Source organism: Parundibacterium terreum, from assembly GCF_014636315.1.
GTDB lineage: Bacteria > Pseudomonadota > Gammaproteobacteria > Burkholderiales > Burkholderiaceae_D > Undibacterium > Undibacterium terreum.
Genome location: NZ_BMED01000003.1, coordinates 695,285 through 715,186, shown reverse-complemented (window position 1 = coordinate 715,186; position 19,902 = coordinate 695,285). Strand labels below are relative to the sequence as shown.

At 54.9% G+C, this 19,902-nt stretch carries 15 protein-coding genes; 5 read left to right on the top strand and 10 right to left on the bottom strand.

The features are described from left to right. Positions 1-5 precede the first annotated feature (5 nt). The 3 genes from IEW12_RS17895 (at position 6) to IEW12_RS17885 (ending at position 3,092) form a co-directional block, all read left to right on the top strand. Positions 6-572 carry a 3-hydroxyanthranilate 3,4-dioxygenase gene (locus tag IEW12_RS17895; protein WP_188567422.1) on the top strand — a complete coding sequence of 189 codons (567 nt, stop codon included), beginning with the start codon at positions 6-8 and terminating at the stop codon, positions 570-572. Beyond that, positions 572-1,579, top strand: a complete 1,008-nt coding sequence (locus IEW12_RS17890; protein WP_229751187.1) for an amidohydrolase family protein — start codon at positions 572-574, stop codon at positions 1,577-1,579. The genes IEW12_RS17895 and IEW12_RS17890 overlap by 1 nt, the downstream gene beginning before the upstream one ends. A 133-nt stretch (positions 1,580-1,712) precedes the next feature. Further along, positions 1,713-3,092, top strand: a complete 1,380-nt coding sequence (locus IEW12_RS17885) for an amino acid permease (RefSeq protein ID WP_188567421.1) — start codon at positions 1,713-1,715, stop codon at positions 3,090-3,092. Positions 3,093-3,247: 155 nt separating this feature from the next. On the opposite strand, the gene IEW12_RS17880 is transcribed toward IEW12_RS17885, so the two are convergent. The 4 genes from IEW12_RS17880 to kynU all read right to left on the bottom strand — a co-directional run bounded on the left by IEW12_RS17880 (position 3,248) and on the right by kynU (position 8,059). Then, positions 3,248-3,592: a c-type cytochrome gene (locus IEW12_RS17880; protein WP_188567420.1), complete on the bottom strand. Its 345-nt coding sequence runs from the start codon at positions 3,590-3,592 to the stop codon at positions 3,248-3,250. 204 nt (positions 3,593-3,796) lie between these two features. Next, positions 3,797-5,503: an LVIVD repeat-containing protein gene (locus IEW12_RS17875; protein ID WP_188567419.1), complete on the bottom strand. Its 1,707-nt coding sequence runs from the start codon at positions 5,501-5,503 to the stop codon at positions 3,797-3,799. A gap of 108 nt (positions 5,504-5,611) precedes the next feature. Continuing rightward, a complete protein-coding gene (locus tag IEW12_RS17870; protein ID WP_188567418.1) occupies positions 5,612-6,646 on the bottom strand; it encodes a porin in 1,035 nt (344 codons plus the stop codon). Between the two features lie 174 nt (positions 6,647-6,820). Next, on the bottom strand, positions 6,821-8,059 hold the full coding sequence (kynU, locus tag IEW12_RS17865) for a kynureninase (protein ID WP_188567417.1): 1,239 nt from the start codon (positions 8,057-8,059) through the stop codon (positions 6,821-6,823). A gap of 415 nt (positions 8,060-8,474) precedes the next feature. On the opposite strand from kynU, the gene IEW12_RS17860 reads away from it, so the two are divergent. Then, positions 8,475-9,524, top strand: a complete 1,050-nt coding sequence (locus IEW12_RS17860) for a porin (protein WP_188567416.1) — start codon at positions 8,475-8,477, stop codon at positions 9,522-9,524. Between the two features lie 129 nt (positions 9,525-9,653). Here the strand turns inward: IEW12_RS17860 and IEW12_RS17855 are convergent, their stop codons facing one another. Continuing rightward, the gene (locus IEW12_RS17855) at positions 9,654-10,655 is read right to left on the bottom strand and encodes a class 1 fructose-bisphosphatase (RefSeq protein WP_188567415.1); all 1,002 of its coding nucleotides are present in this window, start codon (positions 10,653-10,655) and stop codon (positions 9,654-9,656) included. Between the two features lie 27 nt (positions 10,656-10,682). Then, entirely contained in the window at positions 10,683-13,361 is a 2,679-nt protein-coding gene (gene pepN, locus IEW12_RS17850) for an aminopeptidase N (RefSeq protein ID WP_188567414.1), read from the bottom strand. A gap of 479 nt (positions 13,362-13,840) precedes the next feature. Here pepN and IEW12_RS17845 point away from each other — a divergent pair, with 479 nt between their 5' ends. Further along, positions 13,841-14,485: a DUF4136 domain-containing protein gene (locus tag IEW12_RS17845; RefSeq protein WP_188567413.1), complete on the top strand. Its 645-nt coding sequence runs from the start codon at positions 13,841-13,843 to the stop codon at positions 14,483-14,485. Positions 14,486-14,562: 77 nt separating this feature from the next. Here the strand turns inward: IEW12_RS17845 and IEW12_RS17840 are convergent, their stop codons facing one another. The 4 genes from IEW12_RS17840 to IEW12_RS17825 form a co-directional block, all read right to left on the bottom strand. Further along, on the bottom strand, positions 14,563-16,743 hold the full coding sequence (locus tag IEW12_RS17840; protein WP_188567412.1) for a DUF1631 family protein: 2,181 nt from the start codon (positions 16,741-16,743) through the stop codon (positions 14,563-14,565). A 241-nt stretch (positions 16,744-16,984) separates the two neighbouring features. Further along, positions 16,985-17,959, bottom strand: a complete 975-nt coding sequence (locus tag IEW12_RS17835; RefSeq protein WP_188567574.1) for a quinone oxidoreductase family protein — start codon at positions 17,957-17,959, stop codon at positions 16,985-16,987. A 68-nt stretch (positions 17,960-18,027) separates the two neighbouring features. Next, positions 18,028-18,807, bottom strand: coding sequence for an SDR family oxidoreductase (locus tag IEW12_RS17830; protein WP_188567411.1), 780 nt, complete (start codon positions 18,805-18,807; stop codon positions 18,028-18,030). Positions 18,808-18,885: 78 nt separating this feature from the next. Beyond that, positions 18,886-19,800 carry a DMT family transporter gene (locus IEW12_RS17825; RefSeq protein ID WP_188567410.1) on the bottom strand — a complete coding sequence of 305 codons (915 nt, stop codon included), beginning with the start codon at positions 19,798-19,800 and terminating at the stop codon, positions 18,886-18,888. Positions 19,801-19,902: the final 102 nt, after the last annotated feature.

The following is a 19,902-nucleotide window of genomic DNA, read 5'->3' as shown; positions in this document are numbered from 1 at the left end:
ACATCATGTTCATATTTGGCATGCCCTTTAATTTCCAGCGCTGGCTGGATGAGCACGCGCACCTGTTGCAGCCGCCGGTCGGCAACCAGCAGATCTGGCAGGATGCCGATTTCATCGTTACCGTCGTAGGCGGGCCTAATCTGCGTACGGACTACCACGACGATCCCTTTGAAGAATTCTTCTACCAGTTCAAAGGCAATGCGCATCTGAATGTGATGAACGACGGCAAAGTCGAACGGGTCGAATTGAAGGAGGGTGACATTTTCCTGTTGCCGCCGCATGTACGCCACTCGCCGCAACGCCCGGAGGCAGGCAGCATGTGCCTGGTCATAGAACGCCAGCGCCCCGCAGGGACGATGGATGGCTTCGAATGGTATTGCCTGAACTGCCATCACCTGGTGCACAGGGTGGATATCCAGCTGAAGAGCATAGTCAGCGATCTTCCGCCCTTGTTCGAGCGCTTCTACGGCAACCCTGCGCTGCGCGTCTGCCCGCAGTGCAAAACCGTACATCCTGGCAAGCACGCGCATGGCGCGGCTACCGAGCTCAACCACAATAAGGAAAATCCATAGTGAGCGCACAGAATACCTCCGTAGTCGATATCCATTCGCATTTTTTCCCGCCGATTACGCAACAGGAAGCAGCGGCTCTGGATGCCAGCGCCGCACCCTGGCTGCACATCCAGGACAATGAGCACGGCATGATCATGACAGGCGACAAGCCCTTCCGCCCGGTTTATTCGGCGCTGTGGGACTCATCCCGCCGTATCGAAGAAATGGACAAGTCCGGCGTGGATATCCAGTTAATGTGTGCAACCCCGGTCATGTTCGGTTACCGCTACGCGATAGAGCAGGCGCTGCCGTGGGCGGCCCGCATGAACGACTATGCGGTAGAACTTTGTTCGCACAATCCGCGGCGCCTGAAGGCCCTGGCCCAGGTCCCCCTGCAAGACATTGATGCGGCCTGCCGCGAAGCCAGCCGCGCCAAGTCGATAGGACACGTCGGCGTGCAGATAGGTAATCACCTGGGCGACCGCGACCTGGACGATGAAGGATTACTCAGCTTTCTGACGCATTGCGCCCATGAAGGAATCCCCATCCTGGTTCATCCATGGGACATGATGGGTGGCGACAGCAGGATGAAAAAATGGATGTTGCCATGGCTGGTGGCGATGCCGGCGGAAACCCAGTTAGGCATACTTTCCCTGATCATGTCCGGCGCATTCGAGCGTTTGCCCAAATCGCTGAAGATCTGCTTTGCGCATGGTGGCGGCAGCTTCGCCTTCCTGCTTGGCAGGGTAGACAATGCATGGCATCAGCGTGATATCGTCCGCGAAAATTGCCCGCACCCGCCCTCCTCTTATGTCAACCGCTTCTATGTCGACTCTGCCGTCTTCGATCACCGCGCATTGTCCTTACTGGTGGATGTGATGGGCGAAGAACGGGTCATGCTGGGCTCAGACTATCCTTACCCTCTCGGTGAACAGCAGGTAGGTGATCTGGTGCGTTCCTCCAGCCTGCCGGATACCAGTCGCCAGCGCTTATTGGGTGGCAACGCAAAAGAATTCTTCCAGCTGTAATTCACGGCAATTCCCAAGACCCAAAATCTAACGGCAACGATGCCTGGCATCGTTGCTCTATTCCTTCACATCCGGACAAAGATCCGGATCAGCAGTTTAGATCAAAGCAAGTACATAAAAATCAGGAGACGACATGAGCAATGGCAGCACACAGTTTGACGACATCGTAGCAAGGGAACAGGGCTTGCAGCGCGGGCTCAGCAGCCGGCAAATGTCCATGATCGCGATAGGCGGCGCAATAGGAACAGGCTTGTTCCTTGGTAGCGGCTTCGCGATAGGCTTCGCCGGCCCCAGCGTGCTGATCAGCTACGCGATCGGCGCAGCAATCGCATTATTGCTGATGGGCTGCCTGGCGGAGATGACCGTTGCCCATCCGACCTCAGGTTCTTTCGGTGCCTATGCCGAATACTACGTCAGCCCATGGGCAGGCTTCATGGTGCGCTACGCGTACTGGGCTTCCATCGTGCTGGCAATCGGTACCGAGGTCACCGCCGTGGCACTGTACATGCAATACTGGTTTCCAGGCTCGCCCGCCTGGCTGTGGATAGTACTGTTCGCCGGCTGCCTGATCCTGGTCAATGCGCTGAGCGTGAATATCTTCGGCATGGTCGAATACTGGTTTTCCACGATCAAGATCGTCGCCATAGTCGGCTTCATCCTGCTGGGTGCCTATATGATATATGCAGCTCCGGCAAGCAGCCCCATAGGCTTCAAGAATTATCTGATCCACGGCGGATTCTTTCCGAACGGCGGCAAAGGGATGTGGATCGCAGTTATTGTCTCCATCTTCAGCTATCTCAGCATAGAAATGATCGCAGTCGCCGCCGGCGAGGCTAAAAATCCTGAGCAGGCAATCACCGGTGCGTTCCGTGCGGCCATGCTGCGCCTGGTTGTGTTTTATATGCTGACACTGGCGCTGATGCTGGCCATCGTCCCCTGGTCTGCGGCCGGCAGCGACAAGAGTCCTTTCGTCAAAGTAATGGAAGCACTGGCGATTCCCGGCGCGGCCGGCGTGATCAACTTTGTGATCCTGATTGCAGCGCTTTCGGCCATGAACAGCCAGTTGTACATCACGACCCGCATGATGTTCAGCCTGTCGCGCGCAGGCTATGCGGCCCCACGCTTCGGCAAACTGAGCCGGCGCGGCGTCCCCATCGACGCCCTGATCCTGTCATGCGTGGGAATTGCTGTTGCGACCGCGCTGAGCGTGCTGTATCCGCAAGAATCCTTTACGCTGATGATGGCAGTATCGATGTTTGGCGCAATGTTCACATGGATGATGATCTTCGTTACCCACTATTTCTTCCGCCGCCATTGGACAGCGCAAGGCAATAAACCAGTCGCATTCCGCATGTGGGGCTTTCCATGGCTAACCTTGCTTGGTGCGGGACTGATGCTGGCGATCATGATCACCACCGCTTACACCAGGGAATTCCAGATGACGCTGATCAGCGGCCTGCCCTTTGTGGCGGTGCTCAGCATCATTTACTTTGTCTGGTACCGCAAACCTTAGAAGACTTTAGCTCACCTGGTCTGCCTGCATCAGGTAGACAAGCTCAGGCAGGCAAATCAAAAAAGGGCTGCATCTTCGTTGATGCAGCCTTTTTTTCGAAATCGCTCGCAACCGATACTATTTCCCCTTGAAGGCATGGCTGGCAACAGACGCCATTACCGCTTCCCTTCTTTGGTCGCCTCTTTTCCTGCTGCAGGTGATGCGTTATTGAGGCTCATGATCCAGTGCGAGAATTGTTCGGCCTCGGCAGCGCTGAGGCCCGCATTCGCGGGCATGGGAACACTGCCCCACTTCCCGGAACTTCCTTCCAGCATGCTCTTCTTCAAGTGGGTAATTGCGTCGCTGTCATTTTTGTAGGCAGCCGCTATCTCCTTAAATGGCGGCCCTACCAGCTTGGTATCCATCGTATGGCAAGCCCTGCAGGTTTGTTCGCTGGTGGATGCGGCAAAGCCCTGTGTGGCAATCGCCAGCAAGCAGGCGGCAAGCATAAGTTTGTTCATCGTAGACTCCTATCGTGTCAGGTTCGGGAAAGAGGCACGCAAAGGCACGCTTTAAATTCCCGCAAAGAAAAAAGGCTGTATCAGGCGATGCCTTTGCTTCAGGACATACGCGCAATACAGCCTTGTCAAAATCAATGTTGAATCAGTTGAAACTCAGTTCTGATACTGATACTGCTCGGTTACTTCCTTACTATCCAGTCCTGCTTATTTCTTCGCCTGCGGCATACCAAACACCGGCTCACCCAGCAAAGGGCTGGATAGCGTGTAGATACCGTGGTTGGAGAATACCCAGATCAGATTGCGGTCCCATTCAACAAAGATGCTGTGCACAGGATTAGGCAAGGCACGGATGGACAGGGTCTGGCCGTCGGTAGTCTTGCGGCTTGCATCTATCATCTTAGGCACGAAATACGCTGCGATGGTCGGATTCAAAGGATCTTTCACATCAAACATCTGCATGCCGGCATTGTAGTAAGAGTAAGGCATGTAGCGTGGGCTAGGTGTGCCCGGCTGTATCTGTGCATAGCCGCTGCGTTTCGGACCGAAGCTGCCGCGGCGCTGGCAGAAGTCGGTGAAAGGTGCATCTTTTGGCGGTGTAGGCGTAGGCAAGGTATTCACGATCTTCGGATGCAAGGGGTCTCTAACGTCGATGGAATAAATCGCTTTCAGCGGTTCATAGCAATCTTCGGTCATCGGGTAGCCGCTGTAGTAGACCATGCCAGTGGATTCCACTTTGGACACGTCGATATTATCGCCTTCCGTTCCTGTCACGCTGACCGGCATATCGATATGTGCAACGGCCTTCATGTTCTTGGGATCGGAGATATCGACCACGTAGAAACCGAAACCGCCCATCGCTGCATAACCATACTTGCCGCCCTGCTCCACCGGTTTAGGAATGAACAGCGGCATGCGCGAACCCATCCAGGAAGTCTTGTTTCCTGCGCGTGGATTCTTTTTGTATTCATCTTCTTCACCCAGACGTGAACCTGGCGCCCACCACATGGAAAGGCGTTTAGGATTGCTAGGGTCGGATACGTCAAAGGCCATCTGGCCGCCGGCATACAGGTAAGTCTTGTATTCGGTATTGGCAAAGCTATTGTCAGGCGCGCCTGCCACGAACAGGTATTGGTCGCCGTTATAGACCGGCACGTCCTGGCAGCCTGAGCCTTCTTGCGGCTGATCCTTGGATGAGTGGTAAGGATCTAGCGATGTCTCGGACAAGACTTTCCAGTCTGTCCACAACGGGCTGGTCACTTCATAGATACGGAAGCCGCGCAGCATTTTCTTGTCGCGTACTTTTTTCACCTGGTCTGCATACAGGTATTTATTCCACAGCAAACCATAGCGTGAAATTTCATAGCACTGTACGGCAATCATCTTGTTCAGTTTTTTGTTGAACTTGACATTGAAGGGGCCGAACTGGTGTTCGCCCGCTTGCGTGTTGATCTGCTTTTGCTGCACTACTTTGACATTGTGCGGATCGGTAATGTCAAAGACGTTGTACATCCAGGTTTCATAGTCATACAGATAGCGATGGCCGTCCATGTCGAAACTGGCTTGCCAGCTATGGCCTGCACCGGCGACGTAAGGCTGGAAGCCTTCTACCTTGACGTTCTTGATGTACTGGTTTTGGTCCAGATAAGTCATGCTGCCCGGAACAGGGTGCGCGCCATAGGCGTCGGGCGCCATGTCGGGACTCTTGAATTTGCCGGTCTTGGCATCATAGCCCCAGCTGCCTGGCGCTGGATGTGCCGGTTCGCCGGGCAATAGTTCCGAGGTCTTGGTGGATGGCGGCGGAGCATCCGGCGCATTTAAATTGGCGCCGCTGCGAGGCTGCTGCGCATAGGCGCTGCTGATCAGGCCCACGCACAAGCTCATCGCGATAGTCTGGATAATTCTATTTTTCATTGCTGTCTCTTTCATCTGAAAACCTGCAAGCCCTGGCGAGCCTGCAGATCCATGCTCTGGATAGAGCGCAGCCGCATCTTATGGAAGAAGCGGCAGCGCGACGCATACTTAAAAGGCGTGCCTGATGCCGAACTGCACACCTTTGTCAGGAGCGGCACCGCTGCTGTTGAACGTCAACGGATACGACACTGCAACCTTGTTCTTAATGTCGATACGGCCATAATTGACATAGACATTGGTGCGTTTGGAGAATCTGTAACCGTATCCAACCAGCAAGCCGTCTGCATCGCTGAGCTTGACATTGTTATTGTCCTTTTTGTGCACAAAGCTGGCATATACATTATTGATCGCATCAATATTCCAGCGCGCACCGACCTGCACATCCCAGCCCTTGGTCTGGAAGCCGACATACGGGGGATACGCATAGTAACCATTATAGGTGTGGTAAATCAGCGTAGGTTCTATGCTGCCAAAGCGATAAGTCAGCGAGAAATAATTATCCCGCGCCGATTCAATATTGCTGGAGTTGATGTTTTTAATGTACTTCTGATCGCTGACCAGGCCTGCATACAAGGGGCCGTTACGGTATTCCACGCCGGTGCTGACGACACGGCCATTCTTGGTGCCGTCTTCCTGGCCCGCCGTCGCCATGAAGCGGCCTTTAAAACCACCGACAGTCGGCGTCACATACAGGATGGAATTGTTTTCGCGGTAAGGCGCATAGAAGAATTGCATATTGCTGACCAGGCTGTAGTCAGCCGACCAGCTTGGATCCGCATACGCTGCAATCCAGTAGGAAGGGGTATTTTGGCGGCCAAGGGTCAGGGCGCCCCAGCCGCCGCGCAGGCCGACATAGGTTTCGCGCGGCGTAGGGCCGACGCCGGTATCGGCAGAGAACTGCATCTGGTGCACGAAGATGGCCTGGTTGCCATCGCCCAGGTCTTCGGTCCCGCTAAACTCCAGACGCGACGCGTTCAAGCCGCCGCTGGAAATACGGCTGGCCGAGCTTTGCGGCGTCGACAGTCTTTCCATGTTCAAATCGATAAACCCTGATATTTTTACTCCGTCCTCCGCCATTGCGCTTGCTGTCATGCCCGCGCCGGCAGTCAGTAGTGCTGATGCAACTATCTCCCTGAACTTCATTTTGCCTCCTCCGTTAAAGATTCCGTTTAATCCTGCTCTTCCCTTTATTGATTTTTTTAAAACACATCAATTTCTTTTTTTATGAACTGTCCGCCACTCTTATAGGCGAGTTTTGGCAGGCAATTCACAGGTCATGCACGGCACAGGAATGCCAGCCTGGGCTGGCAGCAATGGCTAGGTTACAGCCTTCCTGGTCAGGAATTTATCCTGGTTCCATTCCTGGTTTTTCATGATTTCTGCAATCGCTTCGACCGTGTCATAGATATCCACAAACCTGACGTACAAAGGCGCAAAACCAAAGCGCAAAATGTCGGGCATGCGGAAGTCGCCGGTAATGCCGCGCGCGATGAGGGCCTGCACTATCGCATATCCCTGCGCATGTGTCAGCGCCACGTGGCTGCCGCGCAATTCCTTGTCGCGGGGCGAGGCAATGCCAAACGAGAAGTCAGCCAGTTTCTCATCCACCAGCCGGATGAAGAGATCGCCCAAGGCCTGGCTCTTGGCGCGCAGTTGCGGCATATCCAGCCCGTCAAACACGTCCAGTGCGGCATCCAGGGCAAGCATAGACAGCAAGGGCGGCGTGCCGCATTGCATGCGGCTGATGCCGGCTGCAGGCTGGTATCGCTGCACAAATTCAAAGGGACGCGCGTGGCCGTGCCAACCCGACAAAGGCTGGCGCACATCTTCTATATGCCGGTTGGCGACAAAAACAAAGGCCGGTGCACCTGGGCCGCCGTTTAAATATTTATAGCCGCAGCCCACCGCCATGTCGGCCTTGGCTGCATTCAGGTCCACATGCACCGCGCCTGCGCTATGGGCCAGATCCCAGATGCACAATGCACCTGCGGCGTGCGCCAGGGCTGTTATCTTTTTCATGTCGTAGATGCGGCCACTGCGGTAGTTCACGTGGGTCAGCATCAGTACCGCAACATCTTCATCCAGCGCCGCAAGCACCGCTGCTTCGTCAGAGTCAACGTAGCGGATTTCGGCGTCAAATAGTTCGGCAATACCCTGCGCTATATAAAGATCGGTAGGAAAATTGCCGCGCTCGGTCAGGATGACTTTACGCCCCTGGTTCAGCCGCAACGCAGATGCGAGCGCCTTGAACAGGTTGACCGAGGTTGAATCACCCACCATGACTTCATCAGCATCGGCGCCGATCAGGCGCGCCACCTTGGCCGCGACCCTTTGCGGCAAATCTATCCACCCCGCATCGTTCCACGAGCGGATCAGACCTTGCCCCCATTCGCCGGCAATCGCCTGCTGCATGCGTGCTGGCAGATGGGCGGGCATAGCGCCGAGAGAGTTGCCGTCCAGATAGATTTCAGATTCCGGCAGGCTGAATTTTTCGCGGTAGGCCGCGAGCTGGTCCTGTGCATCCAACACGATGCAGTCTTGCCTGTTCAATTTCATTTTCTTTCATCCTAATAGTTGCAGCGGCGGCAGCGCCTATCCATTTACCTGTTTGCCTGCACGCCTTTATTTTCAAAGCGCCACAGCTAAAACGGTGCATTTTCCAGCGATTTCTGCGCCTGTTCCCATGCTTGGTGATTTGAGTATGCATTGCTGCTGAGATAAGTGAAAATGAATAATTCAATGCTAGATATTCCAATTTTTTATATCAATATGTCTTTTCCGCATCGTCCATCCGCTTTTACATAAATTTATATGTATTTTAATTAAATTATACGTATACATATACTTTTTAAAGAACTAATATTTGCACACAATAATGATCATGACAAGGAGATTCAAGGTGCAGAAATTAGTAAAGTCAGCCAATTGGCCACGCCTGCTCGGCTGTGTATTTTCCTTTATAGCAACATCAATGCCTGCCAGCGCACATGCCGGCACAATGCCGGAAAGCAGCAATATCACTATCTACGGCTTCCTGAAAGTGGATGCAGAAAGCGTCAGCGCGGGACCAACGAGCACAGCGCGCGTATCGAATAATCTGTCTGTACTGGGCTTTCGCGGCAAGGAAGACCTCGGTGACGGCATGGAAGCTTTCTTCCAGCTGGAATCCAATGTGTTTGTCGATACCGGCGCCGGCGGCGAGTTCACTCGCAATACCGGTGTCGGCCTGCGTGGAAAATATGGACAGGTGCTGGCGGGAATATGGGAATCGCCATACCGCTTTGTCTCCGTCTATGCGATCGACCCTTTTACCGCAGGCATCTTCGCCTCCAATTCGCTGCTGGGAAATGGTTTTACAACAGCAGCCAATGGGGTAGCGCCCGCCTCCTTCGACCGCCGCCAGAAAAATCTGTTGCAATACTTTGCGCCGGGATATCTGGGATGGAACGCGCGCATCGCGGTCAGCGCCAGGGAAGAAAAAACTGCCGCCAGCAATCCGGGCCTGGTATCCGGACTGCTTACCTATGAGCAGGGACCGTTGTACCTGGCCTACGGCTACGAAAGACATACCGATTATTTTGCGGCAGGCACGACCGATGAAGGGCATAAGCTGGGTGCAGCCTACAGCATAGGCGGCACCCGCCTGCGCTTCGCCTGGGAAAAGTTGCGTTACGAACCGACAGTGAAGACGCATCTGGGACGCAATGCGTGGCAGCTTGGAGCAACGCATGAAATAGGCCTGCATATTTTCCGCGCCTCTTATGTGCGTGCATTGAATGCAAGCGGCAATGCCAGCGCGGGTATAGGAGGAACCGGCAAACCGGGTGGAGAATCGGGCGCGCGCCAGTATGCATTGGGATATGGCTACAACCTCTCCAGGAGGACAGAGCTATGGGCTGCCTATACCAGGATCAACAACGACAAATACGCGATGTATAACTTGTCAGGCAACCCTGTAGCAGGCCTGGCGGCTGGCCAGGACCCTTACGGTTTCGGGCTGGGCATCACGCACAAGTTCTAACCCTCATCACTATTGCATCATCGCAGAACATAAAAAAGCGCCTGGCTCATTGGACTGAGACAGGCGCTTTATTTATTCAGCCATCATTTACCGAATCACGACATATTGAACCGGTAGTGACATCCCTTATTATTCCTGGTGGTAAGAGGTCACCAGATCCACTTCATTTTTAGATCCCAGGAATACCGGCACACGCTGGTGCAGCTTGTTTGGCTGTATATCCAGTATGCGCTGCTTGCCGTCGGTCGCTGCGCCGCCGGCCTGCTCCACGATCATCGCCATAGGATTGGCTTCGTACATCAGGCGCAGCTTGCCTGGTTTGTCCGGTTCACGCGCATCGGCGGGGTACATGAAGACACCGCCGCGGTTCAGGATGCGGTGCACGTCGGCCACCATGGAGGCGATCCAGCGCATATTGAAATCCTTGCCGCGCGGACCTGTCGTACCTGCCAGCATTTCATTCACATAGCGGGTCACCGGCGGGTGCCAGTGACGGGTGTTGGACGCATTGATCGCAAATTCCTTCGTATCTGCCGGAATCTGCATATTGCGCTGGGTCAGTACCCAGGAGCCCATTTCGCGGTCCAGCGTGAAGCAGTTGACGCCGTTGCCAGTGGTCAGCACCAGCACTGTTTGCGGGCCGTACACGGCATAACCGGCGGCGACCTGCTTGCTGCCGGCCTGCATGAAATCTTTCTCTGTCGGCGTGGACATGCCGTCCGGCGCTTTCAATACCGAGAAGATGGTGCCGATGGAGACATTGACGTCGATATTGCTGGAACCGTCCAGTGGATCGAACAGCAGCATGTATTCGCCCTTCGGATAGCGGTGAGGAATAGGATGGATGGATTCCATTTCTTCCGACGCCATCGCCGCCAGATGGCCGCCCCATTCATTGGCTTCCAGCAGAATTTCATTGGACAGGATATCCAGTTTCTTTTGCACTTCACCCTGAATATTTTCACTGCCGGCCGTGCCTAGCACTTCGCCCAGTGCACCCTTGCCTACGGCATGGCTGATGGTCTTGCAGGCGCGCGCAACTACTTCGATCAACAGGCGCAACTCCGCCGGAATCGAATTATTCAAGCGCTGTTCTTCTACCAGATACTGCGTCAGGCTTACACGTTTCATGTTATTTCACTTTATAGGTTTGACAGCTTAAGACGCGAGCGCTTTAGTGACTACTTCCAGCACATCCTTGGAAAGCTTGCTGGTATCCGCCACGCGTTGCAACGCTGCTTTCATCTGTACTTGCAAAGCCTTTGGGTATTTGCGCCAGCGATCCAGGCTGCGCGCCAGGCGAGCGGCAACTTGCGGGTTCAGCTTGTTCAGCGCTACCACCAGATCGGCCCACAATGCGTAGCCGCTGCCGTCCGCCGCGTGGAAGCGCGAAGGATTGGCATTGCAGAAGCTGAACGCCAGACTGCGTGCGCGGTTGGGATTACTCAAGGTGAAAGCCGGGTGCTTCATCAGCTCGCGGACCTTGGCGGCATCGGTAGTGCGTGCCGTGCCTTGCAGCATGAACCACTTGTCGATGACCAGCGCTTCCTTCTTGAAGTCGCGGAAGAATTTCTGCAGCGCCTGCGCCGATACCTTGGCGTTTTTGGCAGAGCCGGAGAAATTGGTCAGTGCAGTCAGCGCAGCCAGACGGTCGGTCATGTTTTGCGCTTCGTCGAACTGGGTCTTCGCCAGCGCAAACGTCGCGTCTTCCGGCCATTCCAGCAGATAGGACAAAGCCAGGTTCTTCAGGCCTCGTTTTGCTGCAGATACTGCATCCGGGCTGTATTTGCCTGGAGTCAGGTTTTCTTCGTAGGCGGTCAGCAGATCGGCACGCAATTGCTGGGTCAGGCTGCTACGCATAAACTGGCGCGCCTGATGGATCGCTTGCGGATTCACTTCCTTGAATTCTTCAGCCACCATCGCTTCCGAAGGCAAGGTCAGCACCAGCTCGCGGAAAGACGGATCCAGTGTGCGGTCATTCAAGGTAGAGCGCAGCGCTTCGACAAACATGCTGTCCAGTTCCAGCGCTTCGCCTTGCAATACGGACTTGGTCAGCTTGACCAGACGGCGCATGGCCAGGCGCTGGCCGGCTTCCCAGCGGTTGAATGCGTCACTGTCATGCGCCAGCAGGTGGCCCAGTTCTTCGTCAGTGTATTCATATTCCAGCACTACCGGCGCCGAGAAATTGCGTAGTATCGAAGGCACAGGCTTTTTAGCCACGCCGGTGAAGCGGAAAGTCTGCTTGGCGGACGTCAGCTCCAGCACAACCGTGGTTGCTTTTGACGGTGTAGCCTGGCCTTCCAGGTTCAGTACCAGATCTTTGCCGTTGGAGTTCAGCAGGCCGACTGCTACCGGAATATGGAAAGGCAGCTTCTTGCTCTGGCCTGGCGTTGCCGGGCAGGACTGGCTCAAGGTCAGCTCATAGGTCTTGCTCGCCTTGTCGTAGCTGCTTTCCACCTTGACCCTTGGCGTACCGGCCTGGCTATACCAGCGCTCAAATTGTTTCAGGTTGCGGCCGCTGGAATCGGCCATCGCCGCGCGGAAATCATCGCACTCCACTGCCTGGCCGTCATGCCGCTGGAAGTACAGGTCCATGCCCTTGCGGAAGCCATCATGGCCCAGCAGCGTGTAATACATGCGCACCACTTCCGACCCTTTTTCATAGATCGTCACGGTGTAGAAGTTATTGATCTCGACAAAGGAATCAGGACGCACCGGATGGGCCATAGGGCCTGCGTCTTCGGAAAACTGCACCTGGCGCAGCAGGCGTACGTCTTCAATGCGCTTGACTGCGCGGCCGGTGGCTGTGCCGACCAGATCGGCGGAAAATTCCTGGTCGCGGAAAACGGTCAGGCCTTCTTTCAGCGACAGTTGGAACCAGTCGCGGCATGTCACGCGATTGCCGGTCCAGTTGTGGAAGTATTCGTGTCCGACCACAGATTCGATGCCGGCATAGTCAACGTCGGTGGCGATGCTGGGGTTGGCCAGCACATACTTGGTGTTGAAAATGTTCAGACCCTTGTTTTCCATCGCGCCCATGTTGAAGTCGCTGACGGCAACGATCATGAAGCGATCCAGGTCCAGCTCCAGGCCGAAGCGCTCCTCATCCCAGCGTATGCTGTTCTTCAGCGAGTCCATCGCGTGCTGGGTCTTGTCCAGGTTGCCGTCTTCCACCCATACCTGCAGCAAGACCTTGCGGCCAGACTTCAGCTTGTATTTTTCTTGCTGGCATACCAGCTTGCCGGCTACCAGCGCGAACAGATAGGACGGCTTTTTGAACGGGTCTTCCCACTTGGCGAAATGGCGGCCGCCCGGCAAATCGCCCTCGGCGATCAGGTTGCCGTTGGATAGCAGCACTGGATATTTTTTCTTGTCGCCGCGCAGCATGACGGTATATTTCGCCATCACATCCGGACGATCTGGGAAAAAGGTGATCTTGCGGAAACCTTCGGCTTCGCACTGAGTGAAGAAATTGTTGTTCGACACATACAGACCGGACAAGGACGTATTCTTTGCAGGCTGTATCAGTGTTTCGATGTCCAGCGTCAGCTCGTCCGGGGCATTGCGGATGCGCAGGATGCCGTTTTCGATACTGTAGGAGGATTTCTTGACGCTGACGCCATTGATGCGCAACTGCAGCAATTTCAGCGATTCGCCGAACAGCACGATATCCTTTTCGCTGCTTTCCGGATTGCGGCGCATCGTCATGCGGGTCGCCACGTGGGTCGCAATCGGGTCCAGGTCAAAACCCATCTCTACGGTATCCACCCAGAAGCCAGGCGCAATGTAATCCTTGCGATAGATGGTCAGGGGGGTGCTTGGAGTATCTGTGCGCATGCGTCTGTGTCTCTTAAATTAGTTCGGAAGAATGCAGCGAAATCACCGGCATGGCCGGTAAAATCCAACATCGTATTGGCGGTTTGCACTTCAAAAGGCCAGGCCTGCGAAGCAAGAGCGGGCGCCAAAATTCTGCAAAGACTCTCATTTTACCAACCTGAGCGGCTCAAATCACGGTAAACACGGCGTATCAAGAGAAAATTCGGCTTTTTCCCATAAAGCTGGCAGGATTATCGGCGGCGGCGCACGCGCGCCGCCTCATAGCAAATTTTAGCCTCCCTCCGTCCAGCACAGCATCATTCACAGTGTAGTACGCGCTGATCTGCGTCAAAGTGCGTTAAAACTGCCAGCATAATGCTTGCTTTGGGTTACAAACCGTAACAGCATTTATCGCTAAAAGAACCATACTTCAAGAGCCGAAACTGGTTTACGCTTATCATCAAAGCTTATATTGGATTTGGATAGGCAAGGAGTTCGCCATGAAAAATACGCTGCGTTCCACACTTTTTTATTTTCTCGCGCTACCGCTCAGCCTACTTGCGGGCTGCAGTACCGTGACCAGCCAGGTGACGGTTTTCCATGAGTGGCCGGCTGACGTTAAAGAGAAAACCTATGTATTCGACAAGCAAGCTGTCCAACAAAACAATCTCGAATATAACAGCTATGAAAACCTGGTCAGGAACAAGCTGAACCAGTCCGGCTTTACCGAAGCCAATAGCGGTAATCCGGTATTCAAGGTGGCGTTGAATTACCACACCGAACCCAGCGACGTGCAGATCAGCCTGCCGTCGTACTATGGATGGAATGACCCGTTCTGGCGCTTCCACCGGTTTGGCCCCTATTACCGGCCCTATTTTTACCCTTATGGTTTCTACGGACCTTATGGCCCCTACGGCCCCGGCTTGCCTATGGATCTGGAGGTAAGGCGCTGGTACAAGCATGAACTGGATATGCTGATTTCTGACGCCGGCACCGGCAAACAGCTCTTCGATATCCGCAGCAGCACCGAGAGCATGAACCAGACCCTGAATACTCAGATGGTCAACCTGGTCGAGAGCGCGTTCAAGGAATTTCCAGGAAGTAGCGGCGTAACGAAAAAAGTGGAAACACCGATTTCGAAATAAGCGGGGGAAATAAGGCAGTGATTACCCGGCTTCGCCAGGTAGTCGCTGTAGACGTCAGCTATAGCCTGGCTTGCGGCTTATTCAGTAGGGTCTTGCAGCGCGGCTTCCAGTGCCCTGTCAACCACGGTTTCGGCTACAACCTGCACCGCCGCTCCCTCACGGAATTTGGCCACCAGTTGATCACCGGAAATTGAAAAGGCATCGTGCCCTTGCCGGTTGGTGAAGATATACCGGGTGCGCTTGGGGCTGACCCAAGCCAGCTTGAAGCGTGTAGTGGTGCCATTGGAGCGGGCAAAATCCACCCAGACGCCGCGCTCCAGGGTTTCCACCAGTTCCATCCATTCATCGGACGGCTTATCCAACTGGCCCTGCGCATGTCTGCTTAGCCGGCGCTCACTGGCGCGCTGCGCAATATTGACGGCAATTTCCAATTGGCGCCGCGGCGAGAATTCCAGCGGCGCGCGCGCGATCGCGGCATGCCTTTCCGCCAGCTTGGAAAAAAATAGCACCCGTTCCGGCTCGTCCCATTTGATCGCATTCAGCCAGGCGTTCAGCAGCGTCAGCATGGAAGGCAGCTTGCTGACCAATTCCTTACGTTCTTCCGCACTATTTTTGGGTTTCAGGCTCCAGATAAGATCGTCCATGGTCTTCAGCGCATTTTCCAATGCATGCGGCTTCTGATCCTTGACGCTATGGGCTATCGTCAGTATGCGTATCCACTGGTTCAGCAGGAAGCTTTCCAGAAAGCCTGCCACTTCGCCGGTTTCCACCCGCAAAGCCACATCGTTTTCTGCAAACTCACGGGCCAGGCGCATTTTCTCTTGCTGCAAAGCCTCGGCGACGGGCTTGCTGATGGCTTCCTCGGACTTTTGCTCCTCCTCTTTCAGGAAGGCTTCCAGGTCCGTCACCACATCGGAAAACAGGTCTATCTGCTGATCAAACTCTTGCTGCACCCGTTCAACGATGCCCTCTATAACCTGATACAAAGGATCTTCGCCGCCGGCATCCGCACTGAGCAAGATGCTGGACTTGGCCAGCGTATCGATCAGCACCCTTGCAGGATGGGATTCCTTGAAAAAGAAATCCTTGTCCATCAGGGCGACTTTCAAGGTTGGTATTTGCAGTTGTGAAATCAGGCCCTTGATATCGCCCGGTATAGCCGGATCATTGAAGACAAAGTCGAAGATCCTGGCCAGCAGCTCTATCGTATTCTGGTCTATGTGGGTCAGGCCATCCGACGGTGCTTGCGCCTTCAACTGGCGTAAAGGCGCGGTATCGAAGCTGCCGGGAACAAACTGGACGGGCGCGGCCCTTTGTATCGTGGTCAGGTAGTCAAAGAACTGCCGGTCTATCGTTATCGTGTCCTGCCTGCCCTGCATATTGCCTGCAGCTCCGGGAGTTCCGCCCTCCGTCCACTGCAGATCGCCGCGCTGATTATTTCCGTGGCCACCCTGGGCCAGCGGAGAATTTCCGGCAGCAGAAGGGGAGAACATGTTCTTTAACTTGTTATGCAGATGGGGATTCTTATCGGCGATGTCGTCCGAGCGCACAGGCCCTTTCTTACGCTGATTGTCTCGATAAGCCTCGGTAAGGTCGGGCAAGATTCCTCGTTCTACCATTGCATTATTCAATTCCTGAAGTATCGGTGTCAGTTGTAAAAATATTTCGGGCTGCAACAAACGCAAAACCAGCAAATGGGTCTCCGGCATCGCGTCGAACTCCATCCAGGCATGATATACCGCCTGGATAAAGACTTCGGGCCGGAAAGGATTTTGCGCGACGCTGATCGGAGTGCGCCTCAGCACATGTCCGATACGGGTATTCAAGGCGACCAATTGTTCCGCATTACTAACTTCCAGCGCCTGGCTCAGATTGCCCAGCAATACCTTGTTTTCCATTTCCTCGAAAGTCACCAGGGAAAAATCCTGCTTCTCCCCTGGTTTGGCTTTCTTGCGGATATTGACAGTGCTCACTTCCTTGGCCAGTGCGGCATTCACCTGCCCCGCCACCAGCCTGTAAAAGGTCGTGCTATTCCTCTTCAACATCTGATAAGCCTGGAAGCTGTGCGATGCCTCTTCCGGCCTCAGGGTCTGATCTGCCAGCTTGAACAAAGCCTCGGTCAAACGGCCGGAAAATGCTTCCAGTTGGGATGACACAAGATTGGTCGCAATAGGGACCAACCCTTGCAAAATCAACAAACGGCTGGAATTGGAAAACTCGCTCTTTTTGGAGGCGTTTTGAATCGGATTTGTATCCATTGCTTAATACAGTCAACCTATAGTCAAACGTGGCACCGGCAGCTCCGCCGCCCTTGGAGGCAGAAGCACGCCCTTTTTTATGAGTAGTAAGCTTCGGTTGCGAACGTCAACAACACCATCAGCAACACTGCCAGAATCAATACAATGAGCAAACGGCCAAACTTGGGGCTTCCGTCTCCCGTTGGAGCCTGCTCTTCAGGATGTTGCATAGGATTATTCATTATTAAGCAAAACAGTTGATTTAAGGAATCAAAATACTTGAGCCTGTTGTTTTTCTGGCTTCAAGTTCGCGATGGGCCTGCACCACGTCCTTCAGCGCATAGCGCTGGCGAATATCGATTTTGACCTTGCCGCTTTCCACCATGCTGAACAGATGCGCCGCCATGGTCTCCAGATCTTCCCTCTTTGCAGTGTAGTCCATCAGCGAGGGCCGGGTAAGGAACAGAGAACCGCGCGACGCCAGCTCTCCCATGCCGAATGGCGGAACCGGGCCCGAAGCGCTCCCGAAACTGACCATCATCCCCAATGGCGCCAAGCAATCCAGCGAACCGGTGAAGGTATCCTTGCCGATGGAATCATACACAACCGGCACCCCTTTTCCTGCGGTAATTTCGCGCACCCGCTCAACAAAATTTTCCTTGTTGTAGTTGATCACATGGGTACAGCCATGTGCTTTTGCCAACTCACCCTTTTCATCCGAGCCTACCGTGCCTATCATCGTCACGCCTATCGCGCGTGCCCACTGGCTGGCAATCAGGCCAACCCCACCTGCGGCAGCATGAAACAGGATGGTCTCGCCGCCCCTCAGATGGAAAGTGCGGTTGAACAGGTATTCCACCGTCAGGCCCTGCAACATCATCGCTGCTGCGGTTTCAAACGCTATCGCATCAGGCAGGCGCACCAGTATCTTGGCCGGCAGGATGCGGGCTTCAGCATAGGCGCCGTTGGGCCTGCCAGCGTAAGCCACGCGATCGCCAGGTTTCACATGGGTCACGTCAGGGCCGACCGCCTCCACGACACCCGCGCCCTCCATGCCCAATCCGGCCGGAAGGGCTTGCTGATACAGCCCCGAGCGGAAGTAAACATCGATGTAGTTCAGGCCGCAGGCGGCATGCCGCACCAGCGCTTCGCCCGCGCCGGGCTGCCCCAGATCGACATCCACATACTCCATTACTTCAGGGCCGCCGGCTTCCTTCATTCTGATTACTTTAGTCATCATGGTCTCGCTTTAGCAAAAGGGGGGTACAAAGTTGGGTAGCTAGGTCTTTCTGATCTTGCCGTCACTTAAAAAGTGCCAGGATAGGCTCCGCCATCGAGCAGTACATTCTGGCCCGTCATGAAAGCGGCGTGGCGGCTGCACAGGAAAGCGCACGTCGCACCGAATTCTTCCGCCGTGCCAAAGCGGCCTGCCGGATTCTGGGCCATGCGCTCGGACCTGACTTGCGCCAGCGCCTTGCCGCTGGCGCTTGCACCGGCTTGCAGGGTTGCATTCAGGCGGTCGGTATCAAATGGGCCAGGCAATAAATTATTGATCGTGACATTGTGTGCCACGGTCTTGCGCGCCAGGCCGGCGACAAAGCCTGTCAGGCCGGAACGCGCACCGTTGGATAAACCCAGGATGTCGATCGGAGACTTGACCGCGCTGGAAGTGATATTGACGATGCGGCCAAATCCACGCGCCATCATGCCATCCACGGTGGAACGGATCAGCGCGATCGGGGTCAGCATATTGGCGTCCAGAGCCTTGATCCAGTCGTCACGCTCCCAGTTGCGAAAATCCCCGGGAGGCGGGCCGCCAGCATTATTGATCAGGATGTCCGGCGACGGACAGGCTTGCAGCGCACTGGCTCGCCCCTCTTCCGTGGTAATGTCGGCCGCCACAGCGATGACCTGGACGGGGTAGCGTTGCCGCAGCTCGGCCGCAGTCTGCTCCAGCAAGCCGGCATTGCGCGCCACGATCACTACATTGACGCCTTCGGCAGCCAGGGCTTCGGCGCATCCACGCCCCAGCCCTTTGCTGGCGCCGCAAACAAGTGCTGTCTTGCCCTTGATTCCCAGATCCATATACTCTCCTGAACATGGTTTAAGCGCCTGCCGCGCGTGTACGTTTGTAGTTTGTACTTAGCGCGTTCAGGCAGAATGTCACGTATTTTTCTTCATCGACAGCAAATACATGCCGCCGACCACCAGCACCGTCCCTGCCAGTTGCCAGCCCGTGATAGGCTCGCCCAGGAATATCGCCCCCAGAAACAGCGTGGAAACCGGGCCTATCATACCCGCCTGGGAAGCCGTCGCAGCGCCTATGCGCTGCACCGCTATCATCGTCATAAATACCGGCAATACTGTACACAATATGGCATTGACCAGCGACAGCCAATATACCGCACCCGGCTGTATCAGCATCGAAGTCGGACGCAATACAAAGAACTGCCCTATGCAGGCGGCGCTGGATACGCACATGGCGTATGACACCAGGCGCATGGAGCCCAGCCGTGTCACCAGTTGGCCGGACTGCAGCAGGTACAGCGCGTAGGAGATGGCCGCCCCCAGCACCATCGTCGAACCCAGCATCACGTCGCTGCCGCCGAATTTAAGATCGTGCAAAAACACCAATACAATGCCCATGTACGACACCAGCAAGGCCGACCACTCCAGACCACTGATCCTGCGTTTCAGGAAGGTGGCGGAAATCAGCAGCACAAAGGATGGCGTGAGGAACAGGATCAGTCGTTCCAGCCCTGCCGTAATATATTGCAAACCCAGAAAATCCAGGAAGCTGGACAGGTAGTAGCCCATCAGCCCCAGCACCACCAGGCGCCCGCGGTCGGCCCATGACAGGGGAAAACCCTGGCGCGCCTGCCAGAATGCAATTGCTGCGAAAATCGGTAGCGAAAACAGCATGCGGAAGGCGATCAGGGTTACCGCATCGACGTGATAGCGATAAATTAATTTTGCGACAATGGCTTTGGTAGAAAACAAGATAGCGCCGGATATGGCGATAGTCAGGCCGACCAGATAGTCTTTACGGTGCAATGCAGAGCTGAGAGAGGAAGTCATTTGCGAATTGTAAAGGCTTACGCCACTTCGCGTCGGCGGCCCAAATCCTTGAATCGGAACCAAGTCCTTCCATTTGTGCTCGTTTTGGCAGATTTAACGCTA